General features: G+C 44.2%; 28 protein-coding genes and 1 pseudogene. 28 read left to right on the top strand and 1 reads right to left on the bottom strand.

What is annotated here, in order from left to right:
• Nucleotides 1-31 precede the first annotated feature (31 nt).
• The 28 genes and pseudogenes from mazG (at nucleotide 32) to RBK99_RS02810 (ending at nucleotide 20,730) form a co-directional block, all read left to right on the top strand.
• Nucleotides 32-805 carry a nucleoside triphosphate pyrophosphohydrolase gene (gene mazG, locus RBK99_RS02945; protein ID WP_411161962.1) on the top strand — a complete coding sequence of 258 codons (774 nt, stop codon included), beginning with the start codon at nucleotides 32-34 and terminating at the stop codon, nucleotides 803-805.
• Between the two features lie 9 nt (nucleotides 806-814).
• A complete protein-coding gene (locus RBK99_RS02940; RefSeq protein ID WP_317503145.1) occupies nucleotides 815-1,210 on the top strand; it encodes a hypothetical protein in 396 nt (131 codons plus the stop codon).
• A gap of 307 nt (nucleotides 1,211-1,517) precedes the next feature.
• Nucleotides 1,518-2,033, top strand: a complete 516-nt coding sequence (locus tag RBK99_RS02935; RefSeq protein WP_317503144.1) for a hypothetical protein — start codon at nucleotides 1,518-1,520, stop codon at nucleotides 2,031-2,033.
• A 12-nt stretch (nucleotides 2,034-2,045) separates the two neighbouring features.
• Nucleotides 2,046-2,639: an HAD-IB family hydrolase gene (locus tag RBK99_RS02930; protein ID WP_317503143.1), complete on the top strand. Its 594-nt coding sequence runs from the start codon at nucleotides 2,046-2,048 to the stop codon at nucleotides 2,637-2,639.
• Between the two features lie 160 nt (nucleotides 2,640-2,799).
• Nucleotides 2,800-3,132: a hypothetical protein gene (locus tag RBK99_RS02925; protein WP_317503142.1), complete on the top strand. Its 333-nt coding sequence runs from the start codon at nucleotides 2,800-2,802 to the stop codon at nucleotides 3,130-3,132.
• Nucleotides 3,133-3,527: 395 nt separating this feature from the next.
• A complete protein-coding gene (locus RBK99_RS02920) occupies nucleotides 3,528-4,205 on the top strand; it encodes a hypothetical protein (RefSeq protein ID WP_317503141.1) in 678 nt (225 codons plus the stop codon).
• 208 nt (nucleotides 4,206-4,413) lie between these two features.
• Complete coding sequence (locus RBK99_RS02915; RefSeq protein WP_317503140.1) at nucleotides 4,414-5,028, top strand: hypothetical protein; 615 nt, start codon at nucleotides 4,414-4,416, stop codon at nucleotides 5,026-5,028.
• 186 nt (nucleotides 5,029-5,214) lie between these two features.
• Nucleotides 5,215-5,679, top strand: coding sequence for an energy transducer TonB (locus RBK99_RS02910; protein ID WP_317503139.1), 465 nt, complete (start codon nucleotides 5,215-5,217; stop codon nucleotides 5,677-5,679).
• 187 nt (nucleotides 5,680-5,866) lie between these two features.
• Nucleotides 5,867-6,361, top strand: a complete 495-nt coding sequence (locus RBK99_RS02905) for a gamma-glutamylcyclotransferase family protein (RefSeq protein WP_317503138.1) — start codon at nucleotides 5,867-5,869, stop codon at nucleotides 6,359-6,361.
• 50 nt (nucleotides 6,362-6,411) lie between these two features.
• Nucleotides 6,412-6,780: a SpoIIAA family protein gene (locus RBK99_RS02900; protein WP_317503137.1), complete on the top strand. Its 369-nt coding sequence runs from the start codon at nucleotides 6,412-6,414 to the stop codon at nucleotides 6,778-6,780.
• 54 nt (nucleotides 6,781-6,834) lie between these two features.
• The gene (locus RBK99_RS02895) at nucleotides 6,835-7,197 is read left to right on the top strand and encodes a DUF488 domain-containing protein (protein ID WP_317503136.1); all 363 of its coding nucleotides are present in this window, start codon (nucleotides 6,835-6,837) and stop codon (nucleotides 7,195-7,197) included.
• Nucleotides 7,194-7,700 carry a GNAT family N-acetyltransferase gene (locus tag RBK99_RS02890; RefSeq protein WP_317503135.1) on the top strand — a complete coding sequence of 169 codons (507 nt, stop codon included), beginning with the start codon at nucleotides 7,194-7,196 and terminating at the stop codon, nucleotides 7,698-7,700. The genes RBK99_RS02895 and RBK99_RS02890 overlap by 4 nt, the downstream gene beginning before the upstream one ends.
• 91 nt (nucleotides 7,701-7,791) lie before the next feature.
• A pseudogene (locus RBK99_RS02885) lies at nucleotides 7,792-8,017 on the top strand (DUF2238 domain-containing protein); the annotation flags it as partial.
• A gap of 140 nt (nucleotides 8,018-8,157) precedes the next feature.
• Nucleotides 8,158-8,592: an energy transducer TonB gene (locus tag RBK99_RS02880; protein WP_317503134.1), complete on the top strand. Its 435-nt coding sequence runs from the start codon at nucleotides 8,158-8,160 to the stop codon at nucleotides 8,590-8,592.
• A gap of 87 nt (nucleotides 8,593-8,679) precedes the next feature.
• A complete protein-coding gene (locus RBK99_RS02875; RefSeq protein ID WP_317503133.1) occupies nucleotides 8,680-9,204 on the top strand; it encodes a hypothetical protein in 525 nt (174 codons plus the stop codon).
• Nucleotides 9,201-9,359, top strand: coding sequence for a hypothetical protein (locus RBK99_RS02870; RefSeq protein WP_317503132.1), 159 nt, complete (start codon nucleotides 9,201-9,203; stop codon nucleotides 9,357-9,359). Before RBK99_RS02875 ends, RBK99_RS02870 begins: the two co-directional genes overlap by 4 nt.
• Nucleotides 9,352-10,116: a M90 family metallopeptidase gene (locus RBK99_RS02865; protein WP_317503131.1), complete on the top strand. Its 765-nt coding sequence runs from the start codon at nucleotides 9,352-9,354 to the stop codon at nucleotides 10,114-10,116. Before RBK99_RS02870 ends, RBK99_RS02865 begins: the two co-directional genes overlap by 8 nt.
• 40 nt (nucleotides 10,117-10,156) lie before the next feature.
• Nucleotides 10,157-10,390: a hypothetical protein gene (locus RBK99_RS02860; protein ID WP_317503130.1), complete on the top strand. Its 234-nt coding sequence runs from the start codon at nucleotides 10,157-10,159 to the stop codon at nucleotides 10,388-10,390.
• A 178-nt stretch (nucleotides 10,391-10,568) separates the two neighbouring features.
• Nucleotides 10,569-12,803: a CehA/McbA family metallohydrolase gene (locus RBK99_RS02855; RefSeq protein ID WP_317503129.1), complete on the top strand. Its 2,235-nt coding sequence runs from the start codon at nucleotides 10,569-10,571 to the stop codon at nucleotides 12,801-12,803.
• Nucleotides 12,804-12,882: 79 nt separating this feature from the next.
• The gene (locus RBK99_RS02850) at nucleotides 12,883-13,209 is read left to right on the top strand and encodes a hypothetical protein (protein ID WP_317503128.1); all 327 of its coding nucleotides are present in this window, start codon (nucleotides 12,883-12,885) and stop codon (nucleotides 13,207-13,209) included.
• A gap of 49 nt (nucleotides 13,210-13,258) precedes the next feature.
• Nucleotides 13,259-14,506: a TolC family protein gene (locus RBK99_RS02845; RefSeq protein ID WP_317503127.1), complete on the top strand. Its 1,248-nt coding sequence runs from the start codon at nucleotides 13,259-13,261 to the stop codon at nucleotides 14,504-14,506.
• Complete coding sequence (locus RBK99_RS02840) at nucleotides 14,503-15,414, top strand: efflux RND transporter periplasmic adaptor subunit (RefSeq protein ID WP_317503126.1); 912 nt, start codon at nucleotides 14,503-14,505, stop codon at nucleotides 15,412-15,414. Before RBK99_RS02845 ends, RBK99_RS02840 begins: the two co-directional genes overlap by 4 nt.
• A gap of 10 nt (nucleotides 15,415-15,424) precedes the next feature.
• Nucleotides 15,425-18,556: an efflux RND transporter permease subunit gene (locus tag RBK99_RS02835; protein WP_317503125.1), complete on the top strand. Its 3,132-nt coding sequence runs from the start codon at nucleotides 15,425-15,427 to the stop codon at nucleotides 18,554-18,556.
• 147 nt (nucleotides 18,557-18,703) lie between these two features.
• Nucleotides 18,704-19,156 carry an RDD family protein gene (locus tag RBK99_RS02830; protein WP_317503124.1) on the top strand — a complete coding sequence of 151 codons (453 nt, stop codon included), beginning with the start codon at nucleotides 18,704-18,706 and terminating at the stop codon, nucleotides 19,154-19,156.
• A gap of 23 nt (nucleotides 19,157-19,179) precedes the next feature.
• Complete coding sequence (locus tag RBK99_RS02825; protein WP_317503123.1) at nucleotides 19,180-19,554, top strand: DUF6404 family protein; 375 nt, start codon at nucleotides 19,180-19,182, stop codon at nucleotides 19,552-19,554.
• A gap of 111 nt (nucleotides 19,555-19,665) precedes the next feature.
• Nucleotides 19,666-19,887 carry a hypothetical protein gene (locus RBK99_RS02820; RefSeq protein ID WP_317503122.1) on the top strand — a complete coding sequence of 74 codons (222 nt, stop codon included), beginning with the start codon at nucleotides 19,666-19,668 and terminating at the stop codon, nucleotides 19,885-19,887.
• A gap of 196 nt (nucleotides 19,888-20,083) precedes the next feature.
• Complete coding sequence (locus RBK99_RS02815; RefSeq protein WP_317503121.1) at nucleotides 20,084-20,506, top strand: hypothetical protein; 423 nt, start codon at nucleotides 20,084-20,086, stop codon at nucleotides 20,504-20,506.
• Nucleotides 20,506-20,730 (top strand): helix-turn-helix transcriptional regulator, encoded by a 225-nt coding sequence (locus RBK99_RS02810; protein WP_317503120.1) that lies wholly within the window; start codon nucleotides 20,506-20,508, stop codon nucleotides 20,728-20,730. Before RBK99_RS02815 ends, RBK99_RS02810 begins: the two co-directional genes overlap by 1 nt.
• Here RBK99_RS02810 and RBK99_RS02805 read toward each other — a convergent pair.
• On the bottom strand, nucleotides 20,727-21,374 hold the full coding sequence (locus RBK99_RS02805; protein ID WP_317503119.1) for a cation efflux transmembrane domain-containing protein: 648 nt from the start codon (nucleotides 21,372-21,374) through the stop codon (nucleotides 20,727-20,729). The genes RBK99_RS02810 and RBK99_RS02805 overlap by 4 nt on opposite strands.
• Nucleotides 21,375-21,530 lie beyond the last annotated feature (156 nt).

Raw genomic sequence — 21,530 nt, 5'->3', positions numbered from 1 at the left:
CATTAGCAAGCACAACAGTAGAGGTACCTCAGTGAAAGGCATGCAACAACTGCAACAGGTGATGACTCGGCTACGCGACCCCGAAGGCGGCTGCCCCTGGGATTTAAAGCAGAACATGACCTCGTTAATTCCTTACACCATTGAGGAAACCTACGAAGTGGTGGATGCCATTCAGTCGGGAAACTGGCAGTCGATAAAGGACGAACTGGGTGACTTGCTGTTTCAAGTGGTGTTCTACGCCCAGTTAGCGCAAGAAGAACAGCAGTTTGAGTTGGACGACATAGCCGCGCACACGGCTGAAAAGTTGATAAGCCGACACCCGCATGTGTTTGGCACTGACGCGGAACGGAATTTGTCTGACGCTGAAATTAAAGCTCAGTGGGAGCAGATAAAACAGCAGGAGCGTACAAAGAAAGACGCCAAAGGATCGGTGTTTGATGACATTCCTAGTCAGCTACCCAGTATTTTAAAAGCTGCTAAATTGCAAAAACGAGCAGCATCTGTTGGCTTTGACTGGACGGAAGCTGAACCTGTTTACGCTAAAGTGGATGAAGAAATTCAGGAAGTAAAAGAAGCCATCGGGCAAGACCACATTGAAGAAGAAATTGGCGACCTGTTGTTTGCCGTAGTGAACTTAGCCCGCCACAAACAAGTAAACCCCGAAGCCGCATTGCAACGTGCTAACGAGAAATTCAAAACCAGATTTCAGCACATAGAGCAAAGCCTTAGCGAGCAGGGTAAGCACCCTAATAATTGCAATTTGGAAGAGCTTGAAGCCCTTTGGCAAAACGCAAAAGAGGCATAGGAGCAGAACATGGACAAGACCCCTAAAAATATAAAGCGACTGTTAATTGTCATCGCCTTGTTGGGCGTTGCGCTCTCATTGCTGACTTATGGATGGGTTGGTGGCAGAAATTCAATTTTCTACTTGGGCATAATGCCTGGACTGCCTTTTATTACAATTAGCCTAGTGGGGTTTCTGTATAGGCATCAGGTTGCGGCGGGCAGCCTTTGGGGCGCAAGCACCGCAGCATTGATCATCACTGTGCTTGCCTACGGCGCTTTGTACTACGAATCACTAACTTATACATACAATGGTGGCGGTGCCATTATTGGCTTCGGTATGCTGCTTCTTATTCCTCTTCCAATTTTTTACGCATTTACCTGCTGGCTTGGTTGGTTTATTGGCGGAAAAATTTGTCGCTCTTAGTTTAGTGAAATAACCCTATTCTACGAACTGGTGTAGTTTGACGTCCATGTCAAACGCAACCTAGCTCCCTAGTTTACAGCTGCATGACATGTTCTCACCCGAGCCTTTCTCACGACTTTTGGAACTTTGACGCACGTTGGCAGTCTGCTACTTGCGAAATATACATTTTCATAACAAAAATGAATTTAATTTAACAAGCTATACCGATAAAGGACTCATCGTGAATAAATTAAAAATAATTTTATTAGCCAGTACGCTAATCCTAGTTGCCTCATGCACGAACATTCCACTCAGTACCATGATTAAGATGATGAAGCTAAATCCTTTAGAGACCGATCCGCAGCAATTGGTTGTTGCCGTTGTAGCTCCGGACGGTGTTAATGTACGGGATGGGGATATTGTTATAGATTTTAGTTTCCGAGCAGACGAGCCCAATGTCAGTTTTGAATATCACTTTCCAGTAATAGTTAACGACGATTACTCGGTTCCTGATAGTTTAAAAGAAGATGTTCAAGACAACGAAAAAATAATGATCATGCAGCTATCCAAAGAAGATGCGCAAACAATGGCTAAAGGGCAACAAACGGTAAAAGACTATCGAAAGAATAATGAGAAAGGGGGCGCTGGAAGTATGAATGTAAGGTTGGTTTCTGCCTGTCGTAATAATGAGTTTTCCTGGGGTAATTCAGAGCTGAATGTCTATTTAAAAACTCAAGACGCCGAGAATTTCTTCTTGTTTCTTGAGGATATGGATGTCACTAAATTAGAAACCGACGTTCAGCGTAATATTAATGCTATCCCGAAGTGCGATAAAGCCAGTTAATTATAGCTTTTAATGAACCTCGCACTTTTCGATTTTGACGGAACAATAACAGAGCAGGATACTTATACTAAGTTCCTGTTCTACGTTACGCCCAAACGCCGGATGATGATTACGTTGCTAGTAGCTTCTCCGTTTATTGCACTGTATAAACTTGGGCTACTTAAACCGTCAAAGACGCGACCTGTGTTATCTAGAATCGTGTTCTGGAATCGCTCCGCAGCGGACATTAGAAGATTAGCCCGTAGTTTCTCCGAGCAATATCTACCTGGCATTATAAGAGCAGAAGCTCTATCAAAAATTGAATGGCACAAATCTCAAGGAGACGAAGTTTATGTGGTGTCTGCTTCATTAGACCCTTACCTTTCCTGCTGGTGCCGTTCACTAGACATTAAATGGGTATGCAGCGAATTGGAAATAAAAAATAGTAAATTAACAGGGCGTTATGTGTCAGGTGACTGCAGCCTGGAGAATAAAGTCAGTGCCATTAAACGAAAAGTAGATTTGTCTGACTTTAAAACCATTTATGCCTACGGCGATACAGTCGAAGATATGCCAATGCTTGCTTTAGCCCATGAGAAGTACCTTAACTGGCAACGTGTTTACTGACTGAAAGTGCACACTTTTATCTCTTCATATAGACATTTTACATTTGCCTATTTTTTATAAACTCCTTATTGTTAATAACAAAATATAAACATACCTTATGCATACTTTGACTTAAACAAAGTAAGAGAAATTATGAGTTTTAAACTAAAAAGGAGTTTTAATGAAATTTTATCCATACTCAAATTTAAAATCGGAGAACCTAAAACCTCTATTGTTGGCAACGCGGCTGATTTGTATATCAAGTTACCTGTTGTTCTTAGTTACGATATTGCTAATCATCGCTATTCCATTTCTTGGCTCCGAATCGATAACTAAAGATTTAGGTGGGGCGACAATGTCGTTTACTACCCCAGATCGCAGTGGTGTTGCCATCGCCGGAAGTCTTTGGAGTATAGTAAGCGCTTTTTCGCTTCTTGCTTTTAGTGGTTTATGTGCTGCTGTTGTGTCTTGTGAATATAAATATACGAAATCAGGAGACAGGACAAGTTCATGAAGACGTAGATGCGATAAAAGTACAAAGTCCAAAAATGGTCATTACCAAAAACTCTATGTTTTTCGCACGATACTGCGTAAGCAAATATGACAGGTAAGCTTAATCGCAAGATGATTTATATCGAACATAGGGTCGCTGTCATTGCTGGCAGCGTAATCTAAATTAAGGAAATTGCATTAATGGATGAGTTCGAATATAGAATTGAAAAAGTGAATTATTCCTGGGTATTGAACGGAGACGAAAGATTAAGAGATATTTGCAAAGTTCGGGGCCAGAAGGGCTGGGAATTGGTAAGTACACAGCATCATTGGTTTTTAAATTACTATAATCTTTTTTTCAAACGAAAGAAGAAAGGTCCGTCGCTCTGATTAGATATAAAGATATGAGTAACCATTATGAGAAAATTTTATCGGCTTGCTTTGTTACTTGGCGTGGTTGTCTTTCTTATAGTTATCCTGTATCGCACAGTATCTCCGCTCGAAATGGATGAGATTCACAAAGACGAAGCAGAAGTCGTTGCATCAGTAGACAATAAAGAGACTTATTTTAAAAAGGTAGAGGACGAAAAGCCGTCCGGCATCACCAAACTGGGTTCTGTTGAGCCTGCACGTTACAGCTCATACTCCATGGACTCGCCAATATCAGAGCCTGATGCCAATTCAAAGAATAACTCGCTCTCGGTAAATAGAATTATAGATGAGCTGTCTGCAGCGGGAGGGTTATCGGAAAAGGCGGTTGAGAAAGCGTTTAGATTACGAGACTTTGACGCATTAATTTATCAACTTGAAAACACTTCGAGCAATCAGCAGTTTGAAAGAGACTTTCGCTCGTTAGTAAGAGGTATAGCCGAAACCAACGCTGAAGTCTTTCAACGTAGCCTTGGTTGTAGTAATAAAATTTGCGCGGCGGTTTTTGAATATTCTGCTAACAAATTTCCCGAACGATTTTCGCAAAAATTAATAGACGATCTTGACGGCCCGATAAGTGTCATGATGCAGCCTGTAGAAGTACATGGAGTGACAGAGTTAAGGGTGCTATTGAATTATAACAACGCTAGATTGGTTGTTGAGTGACGATTTTAAACGGAAGTGTGATCAACTTAACGCAACTTCGCGAGTGACAACAATGAATGTTATTTCGAACTTTGACAGGGGGCGATAATGAATTTGGTTTATTTAGCGGATCATCTCGAGTTTGCAAAAGAAGTGGCGGTAAGGGAAAAACGTTTGGCATGACTAGGCGTTGAGACAATTTTTAGGCGTTTTATAGGAGTATATACTAATGAAATACAAACGCTGCTTACCGGTCTTTTTAGCACTATTATCCATCCCGTTTTGGTGGTTTTCGGCTTGGGTTTACCCCGGAGGAACAAGTTGGGACGTTACGTCTCCTGGTTTCAGCTTGATGAACAACTATGTTTCATCATTGTTCCAGCCGTTGGCTTTAAACGGCATGGACAACACAGCCAGACCTTTCGCTTTCTTAGCGATGCTACTTTATTCAGTTGGTATGGGGACTATGTTTTGGGTGTTGTCGGTAAGCTACCCGAAGTCTGTGGCAAGCAGCACAGTAAAAATTTTTGGTGTTGGAGCCATGGTTTATGCCTTAATTGCGGTTACAACGCCAATGCATGATCTGTTGGCATTGATATCGGCAGCGTTCTTGACGTTAGGAATGGCTGGGCTAATAGTATTGCTTTATCGTGATAATAGGCGAGTGCTAACCGGCGTAGGTGTGCTGTGTTTATTGTTATTAGCATTACTCGCATTGGTCACTAAAACGGCTATTTTGGTTCGGTCGGGCCCCATTTTGGAATGGTTACTATTTGGGGTAGGTGCGGCCTGGATCAGTTTTTCATATTGGGGTGTAACAGCACCAAGCCAATCATCTCGATGAAAACGTCGTTGACTTTAGCCATGACAGTCTGCGGTACTTGCTTTTCCAAGTTGATCGCTCTAACGTAGTTAACGTTTTTACAACTACTAGCTAAGCGTTTTATAGAGCGTTGTTCTTCAACGCGGTTAAGCATAATTTCAAAGCTACGGCTAGAGCAAGATAAACTCAAAGCACATAGGAAGTGTCATGATAAAACAATCTATTTTTACCTTAATCGTTATTCTTACCATTAGTGGTTGTGCGTCAACAACCCAAAATGAATACCCTAACTTAGGGGTAACTGACAACGAATTAGCTAAGTCTAAATGGAGTGAATTAAAGCGATTTCCGGCTAGATACCCTAAACAAGCGATAATGAAATCGCTAGAAGGCTGCGCAACCGTTGAATATGTAATTACCCCAGACAACAAACTTAAAGACGTTACGGTTGTAGAGTCCACAAATAAGTACTTCTCAATGGCAGCTAAAGCAGTCGTCGGAAACTGGAAATGGGGTGAGTTACCTAAAAATATTGTTTCAGAGCCTGTAAAAACTCAAACTCGTTTTAACTTTTGCTTCGATAAGGAAAATAAACCTTGCTCAGCAATAGAACCGAAATACTCATGTCCGGGTGAAGATGTGATGCATTCAAGAGGCACAAGGGTGCGCTAGAGGATAAAAAATAATAAAAGTTTTTAGTGATGCTTGTTAAACGAACAAAGCACTCGCTACGATGATGCTTTGCATGATTTACAATTTCTCATCGAAATATACGGGTGGCGTATTTATCCGTGCTGAAACTGTGGAAGAAAAGGGCAATTCTCTTTAAGCTCAATTAGAAGCGAGGTTGTTTCGTTACATGCTGTATTTTGCCTACGGTTCAAATATGTCGTCAGCCCGTTTACAAAAGCGGGTGCCCAGTGCTGTTCCTCTGGGCTGCTATAAACTTGAAGAACATGACTTAAGGTTCCATAAAGTTGGCAAAGACAATTCTGGTAAAGGCGATGCGTACATAACTCATAATAAAAATGATGTGGTTTATGGCGCTCTGTTTCGAATTGAAGAATCCGAAAAGCCAGCTTTGGATCGTGCTGAAGGACTAGGACAGGGTTATAGAGAAAAGGAAATTAACGTCATTGATCTAGCCGGTGGCATCGAGAGCGCAGTGACCTATACTGCTATTATGATTGATGAATCGTTGAAGCCATACTCTTGGTACTTAAATCATGTGTTGAGAGGTGCAGAGGAAAATGGTTTACCGGAAAACTATATTGAGGAGAAGATTCTAGCCGTTGAAGCTGTTAAAGACAGTAACACAGAGAGAGCGGCTGGAGAGCGGGCCATACAGCGCTAAACCTGTGTGGCGATAGTGAAGTAACAATAACTCTATCACAGGAGGTCATAATGATTGACGTAAAACAAATTCCAGGTACCAATATCGTGGAGATGTTTGTTGAAGGTAAAGCGACAGCTGAAGAATTTGATGCTGCGCTGAAAACATTTGAGAACGTTATCAAGGAACGCGGTTCAATAAAAGTTCTTGAAGTCATCGGTGATCTTGATATGCCCCCAATTCCCTGGTCGAAATTCATACAAGATATTAAGTTTAGTTTTGAGCACCTCAGCGATATCTCGCATGTCGCTGTGGTTGCTGATCAAGGTTGGATTGCTACTTGGGTCAATATGATGAATCCGCTGTTTAAAGCTGATATGAAGGTGTTTAAGCAGTCAGATATTGATCAGGCTCGAGAATGGCTTAGCGGCGGTTCTTAAAACGCTTACTAAGTTCCGCCTCATTTGTTGTTTGGCGACAGAGGCCCGTAAATTATGACGATTGAACTGAAGCGCATTTACGATGAACCACCGACGGACGACGGCTACCGGATTTTGGTCGATAAAATGTGGCCGCGTGGTGTGTCAAAAGAAGACGCTAAACTGGACGAGTGGTTGAAGTCGGTTGCTCCATCTGATGAGTTGAGAAAGTGGTTTCACAATAATCGTTCCAAGTGGGATGAATTTCGCAAGCGTTATCTTTCTGAATTAAAAGAACATAAAGAAAATCTACGTCCTTATGCGGATATGGGCAAGCAGCAGCGAGTGGTATTGCTGTATTCGTCAAAAGACACTGAGCACAACAACGCTGTCGTTTTGAAAGAGTATCTGGGTCGGCTTGGTGGTGAGATTGAATGAAAATAGTCTGTGAAACCGAAAGGTTAGTCATCAGGCAATTTAACCTGGATGACGCTGAGTTTATTATTCGGCTTTTAAATGAAGAGTCTTTTATTCGGTATATAGCAGATAAAAAAGTACGGACCAACGCTGATGCCGTTAACTATCTGACCGATGGCCCTCTGTTGAGTTACACCGAAAACGGGTATGGCCTGAATTTAGTGTTGCTAAAAGAAGCCAAAGTGCCAATAGGTATGTGTGGTTTAATAAAACGAAATGAGTTTAAGCACCCGGATTTAGGCTTTGCCTTTTTACCTGAGTTCTGCGGCAAAGGTTACGCTTTAGAAGCGGCTGTAACGGTTTTAGAAAAAGAAATGAAGAGCTATTCGCTAACGAAAGTATTAGCTGTTACTTTCGAGGATAATAGAAACTCTATTGGCTTACTGGAAAAAATGGGGTTTAGCTTAAAAGGAACAATAAAGCTGCACAATTCTCAAAACTATCTTTATGACTACAGTGTCTGACTGTGAAGGAACACACCATCAAATACCTCTGGATACTGATATTTTTTGCAGTATTGATTTGGTCGGGGATTAATCCTAAAGATCAATTCACCTGGTTTTTAGTGCATTTTACGAGCTGATGGAGTGGTGGGTTGCTTTGGCGACTGGCGGAAGCATTTCTAGGAGCACAGGGTTATGCCCGGGACACCCAATCTGACATGGCGTTTGCTTTATTAAGTGCGGTACTTTCGCTGGTGACTTTGTCGCGGATTCATATTAGGCAGCTAAGTGAAAAAGTGATGTGCGCAATGCGGCAAGTGTTGCAGACGGCGAAATAGAGACATCTATATAAGAGTACCCTTCCAATTTCGTGTTTTACTTCCATTTCGGCGTAGCATCTTGTATAAAATATGTATATTAAAAAACTATTTTGCCATTGGGAAACATAAGCATGCTTTCGGGAAATACGTTAAAAAGAATGAGTATTATTATTCTCTCAGCATTATTTGCTATTTCGTGTTCATCAGGCTTTGCAAATAAAAAGGGGGGTACGCAATTTTTAGATTTATCAGGTGCCGAACACTCCGAACTTGTCAGTAATTATTGGCTTCTCAGCAAGTCTTACCCTCCTCAGTATCCAGTTTCAGCTGCCAGAAAGGGGGTGTCAGGTTGTGTCAAAGTTGTTGTAGGTATCGGATCTGACGGTCGAGCTAAAATGTTTGACGTTCGATCATCCTTTCCGGAAGGAGTATTTGATGACTACGCTATTTCGGCACTTCGTCAATGGAGGTGGGAAGCGACTGCAGAAAATGTAAACCGCACACCGGTGTTAGCTGCTATTAATCTCGACTTTACTACCAGAGGCAAGCCTGACGATCCCGCGTACTTAGGAAACTGCGAATCTCAACAGTGAACTGAGGAATCAGCGATAATTTTTGCTCTCCAGTGCAACTTTTATCTCTATGCGCTGCTCAGGAAAACGGAAAAAAGGACGACTTGAATGATAAGGGTGTTAATCATTACGCTCTCGGTTTTTATTTGCAGTTGCGCGAGCATTCCCTTAAGTACCATGCTTGAATTTAGTTCATTTAATAAAGGTGACTTTTTAAGTATAGATCCTGAAGAGATCAGAGCAAAAATTCAGGTTAATGATCCAACAAAGGTAAATACGGATACAGTCAGAATGACTCTGGAACTAGACACGTCGAAAGGTACTGTATTAAAGAAATTTCCATTAGTCCTACTTGCCAATAATAATATTCCACCCGACGATGGCCTCTTTTTTAGTTCCCCCGGTAAGTCTGAGTACATTTTAGAGTTGTCTGATAAAGCGGTTGAAAACTTTAAAAGTACACAGTTAATTATGTCTAATAAGGAAAGTGGAAAATTCACGTTTGCAGTTAATTCAGGTTTGCAGCAGGTTCCGGACTCAGCGAAAAAAGTGGTTTTATCAATATACCTTAAATTGTCAGCAGAGAGAGGCTATGTAGCCTTGTTTGAAGACGCTGAATTGGAAATAGAATGAGAGAGTGGTGGGTATCAATGACATCCGAACATTACCAGATTGTTATTGCGGGGGCGGGACCACTTGCTCTGGCACAGGAAAATGCCCTGCACCCAAATAAACTAAAAACTGTCGTTTGTGTCAGTCCTTTAACAACAAGAGCAAAAAATGTTTAAGCAGTTACGTCGTTGGTATGAAAACAAGCGCATTAAAAAAATGGGCTTTACTGCAGATGAATGGGAAACCGCTATCGCCGACTGGCCTGTAATGGAGCGCTACCAGGGGGCGGAGCGCGATGCTCTGAGGAATATGACCTTTCGCTTTTTGGTGCGCAAAAATATTACCTCCGGCGGTGGCTTTCGAATCAACGATGGCATGTCGCTGAAAATAGCCACTATGGCCTGCGTGCCTATTCTAAACCTTGGATTAGATTGGTACGATAGCTTTTACACCATCATTCTTTATGAAGGCGACTTCGTTCCAAATCGCTCATACCGTACGGATGACGGGATCGTACATGATGATAATCCCGGTTTAAGCGGTGAAGCCTGGCTGCGGGGGCCATTGATTTTGTCCTGGCAGTCGGTATGTCAGACGGGCGCTCATGCTCGCCACGGTAAAGCCAGTAACGTTGTTATTCATGAGTTTGCTCATAAACTTGATATGCTGCGAGAGGGAGCCAACGGTGCGCCACCAATGCACCCGGATATGCAGCCCGGCGAATGGCACGATATTTTTACTACAGCGTGGGACCGGCTGAAAAATGACTTACGCGCCCATCACCCGTTGCCTATTGACGGCTATTCTTTAACGAGTCCCGCCGAATTTTTTGCGGTGTGCAGTGAAACGTTTTTTGAAGATCCCAAAAATATGAAAGAGCATATGCCTGAGGTCTACCGTTTGTTGTGCCAGTTTTACCGCCAACAGCCATAATTAAGATAATATACATACAATCAAACAAAAGAGAATACTGATGAATAAGATTTTAATACTCGTGCTTAGTTTGTTTTTATCGGGGTGTACAAGCTCGGATATGCTTTATTATTTAACGCACCCAAAAGACTCTTCGAATAAACCTTCGACAGCTGCTATTTATACCGGAGCAGCCCTTATTATGGGTGAGATAAAAGAAGAGTGTAGCTATGGTCACCCGGAAGACCAAATTAAATGTAGAAAGGAAAAAGAAGCGAGGGAGCGTAAGGATTGATCTTGCGCTTTTTCATCTGACCTTAAAGCAGCTTTCGTCATATATAGAGCTAAGGACAATCTAACTGCCTTGCTTTGAACTGAATCCCTTATCAATAGTTAATTGAACGTTCAATTAATTTAAAGCACAATACTATTCAAAGCCCAAACAATACTCTTGGTACAAAGGCAGTCATTTCATGCGAATTTCAAAAAAAATAACGGCAACACTCCTGTTAGGTTCAATGCTAGGCTCCGTTGCCCATGCGGATGTCACCATCACTACAGGCAAGACGATAATTCCGGATGGCGAAGCAACTCATAGCCAAGATATCACTGTAAGTAATGAAAACCTTGCATTTGCTTTGGCAGTAGAGTCTAGCGCACCCTGGGGAGTTCCTCGTGGTGCATTAGTCGATTTAGCCGCGGTGAAAAACGGTCAAGTAGATCTTGATCGCATAGCTTTCGCTGACTTTATACCCAATAGCTGGTCAGCCTGGCCGAATGATCGCAAGTCTCTAAAGATTATTGAAGACACTAGCGACAGGGCCGTCATTAAGGTAAGCCGTAACTTTGGTAAAGTCGATATTAGTACATGGTATACGTTGGTTTCCGGCTCTGATGCTATTGAATTAAAGACGGTAATGACGAACCACGGGAAAGAGGCTATCGAGCTAACTTCGGGGTTCACGTTATGGCCTGATGCCGGCACTATGTTTCCGGCACCAGGCCTGAAAAGTGATGGGGCTGTATCTACTGATAAAACTTTATCTGACCGAACCGTTGGTTATGGCCGAGACTGGGCTTTTGCGCTGCATGCACCTTATTTTGACCGCAATACCTACGGCGGTCGCGACATGTATCTAGGCCACACCCTTAAAGCTGGTGAGAGCAGAACATTCGATGCTGAGCTGCAAGTTGTGCCAAATGGTGATCTCGCGCCTGTGGTTAAAGCAGAAGCGGAACGTCGCGGTGAGCCAACCGGTACTATTACCGGTCAATTACGCGCTAACGAAGGCGACGTCCCGGATGATGCCATTGTTATAATCGAAAAAGAAGATGAATTGTATGGGTGGACCTTAGCCAAAGGGGGCGAATACAGCATGGTATTGCCTTCAGGAAAGTATCAGATTTACGGTACTGCCACCGGCCATGCGAACAGTGAAGTAGAAACCATCAAAGTTGAGGCCAACCGCGAGCAAACGTTTAACTTTACCGACCTTGCCGCGCCAGGAACGCTCTCTCTTACTGTCGAAGAGACTGGCTCAGGCATCGCTAAAGACGCGCGTATCAGTATTGTAAAAGGACAAGAGCCCCCGGTTGAATTCCTGGGTAAGCGCTCCTTTTTTACTGAGTTATTGCCAGTAGGTCAGGCAGAAATAGAGCTAGCGCCGGGTGAGTACAGAATAAGTATAGACTCAGGTGCAGGCTTTATTAGCCAGATGAAAATGCTGAATGTGAAACTGGAGTCGGGTGAAATTAATAGACGCGATGTGAAGATTGAGCAAATCTCTTATCCAAACCAGAATGGCTGGTATGGTGCCGACTTGCACCATCACGGCAATATTTTAGAGGCTGTGACGCCACCAGAAACAGTGGTGCGCTCTCAGTTGGCGGCTGCACTGGATCTGACTTTTATCAGCGAACATGACTCCACAATTAACTATGAAGTATTCAGTGAGTTGTCTGCCAGACGCGAAGTGCCTTTTATTCCCTCTATTGAGGTGTCGCCTTCGTGGGGGCATATGAACCCGTTTCCTATTGATGCAGGAGCTACCTTAACGGCAGATCCGAGCACAGACGATGTACAAACTTTGATTAAAGATATGAAGGCTATGGGCGCTGAAGTAATTCCCATGAATCATCCATTTAATGACTATGGTTACTATACCAACCTGGAAAATAACAATGTGCCAGGTGGCGCAACCGATAATTTCGATTTGTTAGAGCTGAATATAGCCGTTGATAACGAGCCCACTTTGAAAAAAGCACGTGAATTGTGGGATAAAGGTGAAGCTATGTATTTTACTGCCGGCACAGATACGCATGATGCATGGAACCAGTTATCGGGCAGTATTCGGATGATGGCTCATGTAGAGGGAGAACTGACACCGCTTAACTTTGCCAAGGCGTTGAAAGCGGGCCACGCTTATGCCACACAAGGACCTCTCCTGTACCCGCAAGAGGTTATGTTTGGTGAGCACGTACAAGTGGGCGACATATGGACGGTAAAGTTTGTTGCTGTTGATGGCCTAAAAGAAGTTCGTATGCTCAGTAAAGGCGGCAAAGTAGTAAAAACTATCTCACCAGCAGAAGCGCCGCAGAAACTTGAGTTGGCACTGTCGATTCCTGAAGAAGCTGAAAGTTGGGTGAGTCTGGAAGTGGAAGACGAGGATGGCAGTATGGCCTGGACAAACCCCGTATGGATACGATAGCGGGGCCTTGGTATATATTGGCTATCGGATTTAAACTAGATGCTGGCGCTCGTGGTTTAAATTCGATAGAGTACCGCGCATGAAAGTTTCATGGTTGCTCATAGCTATTGTCCTTATACACAGTTTTTTCACCTGTGCGACCGCGGCTGGGCACGTAGAAGACGCAAGCCACAGTAGCGTGGACATTGTGTTTGATACAAACCATGATTTAGAGCATCGTACTGAGTCATTGCTTCCGGACTCTGATATAGGGCACGAGCATCAGTTTCACGCACACGTCAGCTGTATCACAGGATACGGTGTTAATGTCTCTGCCTCTCCTGTCATTACCGAAGCGCAGCCAACACCGGTTACTTTTGATAAAAGTTTAGCTCACCAACCCCCGGTTCCTCCCCCAAACGCTTAATCTTCAACAGTTAGCATTTTTACACAAAAACAAATAATTGGAGAAAAACATGAGGCGTTTGAGCTTCGTGGTTGCGTTGCTGGGTACTCTATTCATGTATCCGGTGAGCGCGACTACTTTTGATTTAACCTTAAGCGAAGCCTTGCAGCGTACGCTTAAGAGCAACCCTAGTTTAAAAAAATATGAATTCCAAAGTCAGGCGGCTGAAGCGTTAACGTTGCAGGCTGGCGTTTCGCCAAATCCTCGCGTGGGCCTGGAAGTGGAAAATATAGCCGGTTCAGGTCGTAGCGCTGGTTTGGACAATGCCCAAATGACCTTGTCGTTCTCTCAGATCCTGGAACTGGGTAATAAACGACAACGTCGAATTCAAGCGGCTACGGTAGAAGAAAAAGCGCGGCAGGCGGAATATGAATACCAGCGCATTGATGTGCTGGCGCAAACGACGCAGTACTTCTATCAAGCTTTAAAACTGCAACAATTTGTTGAATTAAGCGAGCAACAGCTAAGCCGCACCGAAAGTTTACTGAGAACCGCGCGGGAACGTGAAGAAGCCGGAGCCGTACCAAAGTCCGAAGTGACCCGTATTAAGTTGCAACTTGAGCGACAAAAAGCCAGTTCTGCAGAGCTCATGGGGAAGCTGGCTCAAGCCCGAGCCCGGCTTAGTGCCATGTGGGCAGGTGGGACTCAGTTTAAGTCAGTTTCTGGCGATTTTCATTTCCCGTTGCAGTTACCCAGCCAAGCGCAGGCTCTGAATGCGGTTAACCGGGCACCTGAGTATTTACGCTTACTGGACTCTGAGCGTTTATTGCAGGCGAAAGTAAAAGCGCTTGAAGCTGACTCAACTTCCGATTTAACGCTGGGAGTCGGTGTGCGTTACAACAATCAATTTAACGAAACAGGTTTTATTGTTGAAGCCTCTATGCCTCTGCAACTGCAGAACCCGAATATGGGTTTTATTAAAGAGCGCCGTATCCGGCATCAATCGAATCTACTGCAACAGAAGCTGGTACGAGCGCAGTTACGCTCGCTGACACTGGCTCTGGTGAATGCTTTGCAAACTCACCAAAACTACTTGCATAAAGTGACGAACTCTCTACTGCCATTGGCGCAGCAGTTGGTTGTTCAAGTCAATCAGGGCTACGTGCGCGGTACGAATTCTCTATTACAGGTACTGGACGCGCAAAGTGAACTGGCTGAACTTGAGTATCAAAAAATTTCCAGGCAGCACGCAATTTATAGCGACATCGTGCAGTTAGAGCGTCTGACAGGACAAGCATTTTTAGGAGAAGATCTGTGAAACTACTTCAATTTATTATCGCGGTCGTGTTTTCGGCGGGTTGCTTTTACACACATGCAGCAGAGACGTCTGAAGAAGGTCACGATGATCATGCAAAGTCGTACACTGAGCTGAGTGACCAAGCCATTGAAAATGCCGATTTAACCATGGGGACGGTCGGTTCACAGAATATATCCGTAACCCAAACGATATTTGGTGTAATAGCCCCCGATAACAATAACATCGCCAATGTTTCGGCAAAGTACAAAGGTCTGGTTCGTCAGCTAAAGGTGAATATTGGTGACATGGTCGAAAAAGGGGAAGTCCTCGCTGTCGTTGAAAACGTCAGCACCGGCACTGAATTTAAGGTGGTTAGCCCCATTAACGGAGAAGTTTCAGAGCGCTTTATTCATGTTGGCGAGCTGACTGGTCCACAACCGATGTTTGAGATTATTAACCCTGCCTCTGTCTGGGTTGAATTATCTGCATTTCCTGAAAACGTGGAAGCAATGCAAGAGGGACAAACTGCGAAAGTTTACGATCTGCATCATCATAAAACAGTACGCGGTATCGTTTCTTATATTGCTCCACAAATGACAGGTGGTCATATTGCTCGAGCCCGGGTAGAGCTTTCTAATGAATCGGGGCACTGGCGTCCGGGAATGCATGTAAAGGCAGATGTCGTAACAGATACTTTTACTGCCGATACTGCGGTTAAGTCGGAGGCAATACAGACTCTGCGTGGCAAGACGGTGGTGTTTGTGCGCAATGGCAATCGCTTTGAGTCGCAGGAGATACAGCAAGGACGCACAGATGGTGACTACGTAGAAGTCATTTCAGGTCTTGATTCGGGGGCAGATTACGTGATTGGCAACAGTTACCTGATTAAAGCCGACATTCTCAAACAGGGCGCTGGCCACAGCCACTAGGAGTAAAACTATGATTGATGCACTCATTCGCTTTGCGGTTGAGCGTCGGTGGCTAGTGGTTGCGGCAACGTTATTGATTGCTGCGGCCGGTGTGTACAGCACATTAAAGCTGCCCATTGATGCGGTACCCGATATTACCAATGTTCAGGTACAAATTAACTCTGAAGCACCGGGCTATTCGCCGCTGGAAACGGAGCAGCGAATTACCTACCCGGTGGAAACTGCAATGGCGGGTCTGCCTAAGCTGGATTATACCCGCTCAATTTCGCGTTATGGCTTGTCCCAGGTAACGGTTGTGTTTGAAGAAGGCACAGACATTTACTGGGCGCGTCAACAAATCAGCGAACGTCTTCAGCAAGTGCGAGGCGAGTTACCACAAGGTATTGAGCCTTCTATGGGTCCTATTGCCTCAGGGTTAGGGGAGATTTTTAACTATGTGGTGAAAGCTAAGCCGAATGCCACAGACGCTGAGGGTAATCCTTATACGCCACAGAGCCTGAGAACTATTCAGGACTGGATTATTAAGCCTCAACTGGTGAAAGTTCCGGGCGTTACGGAAATTAACAGTGTTGGTGGCTACGAGAAACAGTACCAGGTAGCCCCTGATCCGGGTCGCATGCTGGCGTATAAAATTACTCTACAAGAGCTATTGAAAGCGCTTGAACTTAATAACCGCAATGCTGGTGCAGGCTATATTGAGAAAAATGGTGAACAGTGGCTAATTCGTTCCCCCGGGCAGTTAAAGTCTCTGGATGAAATAGGTAATGTTGTTATCGCCAAACGCGATGATGCCCCGGTTCGGGTCGAGGATGTTGCAACCGTGAAGTTTGGTGAGCAACTTCGTACCGGCGCAGCGACCTCTAATGAAGAGGAAGTGGTGCTTGGTACGGCGATGATGCTGATTGGTGAAAATAGCCGCGTGGTCGCACAAAAAGTCGCAGAAAAGCTCAAGCAGGTTCAGCACAGTTTACCCGACGGAGTAGTGGCAGAGCCTATCTATAATCGTACCTCATTAGTGGATAAAACCATTGATACGGTAGAGAAAAACCTGTTCGAAGGGGCGGTTCTGGTTATTGTTGTGTTGTTCATTCTCCTAGGCAATGTACGTGCGGCTCTTATCACTGCCTGCGTTATTCCATTGAGTATGTTGTTTGCGGTAACCGGTATGGTGACTAATAAGGTGTCCGGAAACTTGATGAGTCTTGGTGCAATTGATTTTGGCATTATTGTCGATGGTGCGGTGATTGTCGTTGAGAATGCATTGCGGCGCCTGGGCAATGCTCAGCAACGACTAGGTCGGGTACTGACAACGCAAGAACGACTGATTGAGGTAATGAACAGCACCCGCGAAGTGTTTAATCCGGCAGTGTTCGGTGTGTTGATCATTATGCTGGTGTATTTACCCATTTTTGCGCTGAGTGGTGTGGAAGGAAAAATGTTCCATCCTATGGCATTTACTGTCGTAGCGGCATTACTGGGGGCTTTAATCTTCTCGGTAACCTTTGTGCCGGCGGCTGTGGCTATTTTCGTTCGAGGCAATATTAAACATGGTGAGAATCGTATTATGCGCGCGGCTCGTAAAGCCTATCAGCCTGTTTTACGCAGCTCCCTGAAGTTACCTGTGATGGTGATAGCGATTGGTTTTGGCTTATTTGCGGTATCGCTGTTTCAGGCCAGTCGTATGGGAACTGAGTTTCTGCCCCAGTTAGATGAAGGTGATATCGCCATGCACGCGTTGCGCATACCGGGAACCGGGCTACAACAATCCGTCGATATGCAAAAAGATGTCGAAGCTGTGGTGTCTGAGTTTGCAGAGGTGGAACGTGTGTTCTCTAAAATCGGTACACCGGACGTGGCAACTGATCCAATGCCACCAAGTGTCGCGGATACCTTTATTATGCTGAAAGAAAAGGAGAACTGGCCTAATCCCGATAAGCCAAAAGAACAGTTGATTGATGAAATACGGGCTGCTGTTCAGGAGCTGCCTGGTAATAAGTATGAGTTTACCCAGCCGATAGAAATGCGTTTTAACGAGCTTATTGCCGGGGTACGCGCCGATCTCGGGGTGCGTATTTATGGTGACGACCTGGAGCAGTTAAAACAACTCGGTGATTCCGCCGCTCGTTTGATGAGGGCCGTGCCTGGCGCTGCCGATGTGCGCGTTGAACAAATGACCGGTTTACCGACCTTATCGGTTATACCCAAACGGGATCACCTGGCGTTGCTGGGGCTTACCGTTGCCGATGTGCAACAAACGTTGAAATCGGCAATTAGTGGTGTGCAGTCGGGCGTTATTTACGAGGGTGATAAACGCTTTAAGTTGGTTGTACGTCTGGATGGCAGCTGGCGACAAAGCATTGAGGCTCTTAAACAGTTACCTATGGATGTGTCGGATTCGATAAATCCTGAATTACGCTATGTACCCCTTGGGGAAGTGGCTGAGCTGAAGCTGTCTAACGGTCCCAATCAAATTAACCGCGAAAGCGGTAAGCGTAATGTCATTGTCAGTGCTAACGTCAGGGACAGAGACTTAGGATCCTTTGTTGCCGCTGTTGAGCAACGCCTGAATAGCGATCTGGCTTTACCGGCTGGTTACTGGATTGACTATGGCGGTACTTTTGAGCAGTTGCAGTCTGCTTCTCAGCGATTGAGCCTTGTTGTACCTCTGGCATTATTGCTAATTTTAGGACTGCTTTACAGCGCCTTTAATTCCTTAACCAGTGCGTTAGTGATTTTCACCGGCGTGCCACTGGCATTAACCGGAGGGATTTTTGCGCTGGCGCTTCGTGATATGCCGTTATCGATATCAGCCGCGGTTGGTTTTATTGCGCTATCCGGAGTTGCGGTACTGAACGGTGTTGTCATGCTCTCTTTTATTCGCCAGTTGATTGATGACGGTCTGCCGCTGAAAGACGCGGTATTTGAAGGAGCGCAGCAGCGCCTCCGACCGGTGTTAATGACCGCTCTGGTTGCCAGTTTAGGTTTTGTGCCAATGGCATTTAATACTGGTACCGGGGCAGAAGTCCAGCGACCACTGGCAACGGTGGTTATTGGTGGTATTGTTTCTTCAACTTTACTGACTTTAGTTGTTCTACCTGCGTTGTACTATTTAGTTAATAGGCTCAGAAAACCGCAAAATTAATCTCAGTGATTAACTGCGTGAAAAGCACGCCCTTAAAACGGTGTGCTTTTTTTGTCTTTTACTTAACAAGTAGAGTTAATTTAATTAACATAGTTACAACATGTAAATTCAATAAAAAGACAGTTTCACGGAAGATAAGGGCAAACAATGGAATATGCAAAATACGCGGGGTTTAGAATTCGTTTTTTAGCAATGCTAATTGATGTGCTCATTATGGTTATTCTTTTTTCAATACCTGCCGGATTCATCTATGGTCACCAGTATTGGGAAGGTGAAAAGCTGATTTACGGCTTTTGGGATGTTCTGCTGAATTATATTCTGCCGCTTGTATTGACGATCTTCTTTTGGGTTAAGTTTTTAGGCACGCCGGGCAAAATGCTATTGAAACTTAGAGTCGTCGATGAAACCACTGGCGACAGTATTAGTGTAGGCAAAGCCATCGGCCGCTACTTTGCTTATATCCTATCTACCCTCCCGGTTTTCTTAGGCTTCTTCTGGATAGGTTTTAGCGACAAAAAGCAGGGTTGGCACGATATCTTAGCGGGTACGGTTGTCGTGCGAAGCGAATCAAAAGGGCCTTTCGAATTTCGATCAGAATAAAAACGATAAGGATGCTTTTCTACATGTCTTTTGAAGAAAGAAAACGCGCTGCGCTTGATGAGCTTGCACGCTCTAAAATTTGGCAATCAAACTATCAACCACCGCTCTTACTTTTTATGTGGTGGTTAAGGAAAGAAGCTAAGCCACCGCATTATAATAGCTTTCTGCGAAATACTCTGAGTTTCGGTGTTTTTTTTGGTTTTTTCTGGGGGGTAGTGATGTGGCTCCTCGCGTGGAGAACTACGGGAATGCCGGTCCTGATTGCTGTTTTGGGTTCGTTGCTGGCAGGTGGATTATTCGGTCTTTCTATGGCTCTTTATTACCGTATCAGTGCACGGAAAAATAATCTTCCTAAGTGGGAAAATTTAATGACAACTGAAAATGAGCATGAAATATGAAAAAAAATTATCGGGTTATTATTTTTACTCGTCTTTGCTTCATCAGTAAATGCTGAGTATCTAGTTTCGCTAAAGTTATACAATGATGGAGAGCTTATTGGCGAACCAACAATGATTGTTGAAGCAGATAGAAACGCTTCAGTCTCTGTTGAGAACACCTTTGAATTTGGTGTTTTGATAAGCCAGGTTAATGAAAATATGGTAGAAATAAGCTCTCGCTATGAAGTAGGAGACGAACATATAGCGCCTTCCGTCGTAACTAAACTCGGACAAGAAGCAAGCGTTAGTATTGGTAATAAATCTTTCAGCGTTTTAGTAGAAAAGCCTGACTAAATTGATGAAGAAACTCCAGTGACTCTCCGACAAATAAGAGAGCGTTTTGACGCAGTGATAAACCGGTAGCCATCATTTGGCTGACTGTAGTGTTCTAAATAACAGGCTTGAAGATATTGATGTTAAAAATATTTGACATGCTGATATTTTAGGCATAATTTTAATGTTAAATATAATTAACATTGAGATTACGCACATGCCATTTCATGAAAAATCTGCCTGGTTAATGGCGCTTGTTTTATTAGTTTCCAGTCTTTTCTATTTTGGCGCCATTGTTTACATGTCTCCGGAAGGAGGGATTGCACCGCCAACTCTTCCTGTTTTAATTGTTTACACTATTTTTTTGGTTGTGCTTACAGTGCTTGGGCAAATTATTCTTGCGATTACCTCTATAAAAGATGCGAGTAAACGTATTGATGAGCGGGAACGCAGAATCTTTGAAAAAGCAGGAGCTATTTCAAGCTCTATTTTGGCATCAGGAACAGTTCTGGCACTTTTTCTTTTCTTGTTGACTTATAATGGAAGTTTATTGTTTTACACTGTTTTTGGCAGTTTGATCGTTGCACAGTTAGCTGAATATTTTTTACAAATTTATTTTTATCATAGAGTACTAAGTTGATGGCTAAACTGTTACCCATAGCGAATTGTGTACGTGATCTGCGTGAGCAACATAATGGAATGACTCAGTCGGAGCTGGGCGAGGCTGTCGGAGTCACCCGACAAACCGTCGCTGCAATAGAGCAACGGAGGTATTCGCCCACGCTGGAAACCGCGTTTCGCATTGCTCGTCAGTTTAATATTGGTATTGAAGAGGTGTTTGTTTGGGATGATGCGGACAATTAGCCGCAACACCCGGAAATATCGGTTTTTTCGCCGGCTTTCACCGCTTTAGCGTCGCGAATAATGCGGATTGCCGAACGCAACACAATTAAAGCTATGGCGGTTGCGATGACTAAGTCTGGCCAGGCCATATCAAGCTGAGCAACCAGCAGGGCAGAGATAATCACGCCGCTGTTCATCAGCATATCATTGCGGGAGCATATCCAGCTGGCGCGAATATTAATGTCGCCATTACGCGAACTGTACAGCAGAGCGAAACATAAAACGTTAACGGCAAGGGCTAACAGGGCAACCCAAAGCATCATATTCGCGTTGGGTTGGCTGCCAAAGATCAACCGTTGCAATACGTCTGCCAGTACAGCCAACGCCAGTACGCTTTGTAGTGTGCCGTTAAAAATAGCAGCGTTGGCTTTGTAATGTATTGCTTTGCCCACCGCATAAAGGCTTACGGCATACACGAGAGTATCAGCCAGCATGTCGAGCGAGTCGGCAATCAGGCCACTCGATTCGGCGATCCAGCCTGCAATAAATTCAACAAAGAACATCACTCCGTTAAGAACCAATACTGTCCACAACAGTCGTTTTTGTGCTTTATCCATTTGTGCTTGCGCTGCACTGTCACAAGAACTACCACAGCAAGATGACATTAAGTAACTCCGGAATTGGTTTTGGCTGGCGTCATACTAACACCGATATTACCAAAAGTGCTCTGATGAAGACTCGGTTGCACGCTTTTTATTTGTTGTTATGGGCGTCTTTCGGTATACTACTTTCCCGTCTGAATGCAATCCCAAATTTGACCT

It is taken from the genome of Idiomarina solivarensis (assembly GCF_033052755.1).
Classification (GTDB): Bacteria; Pseudomonadota; Gammaproteobacteria; order Enterobacterales; family Alteromonadaceae; genus Idiomarina.
This window is presented reverse-complemented; position numbering and strand designations above follow the sequence as displayed.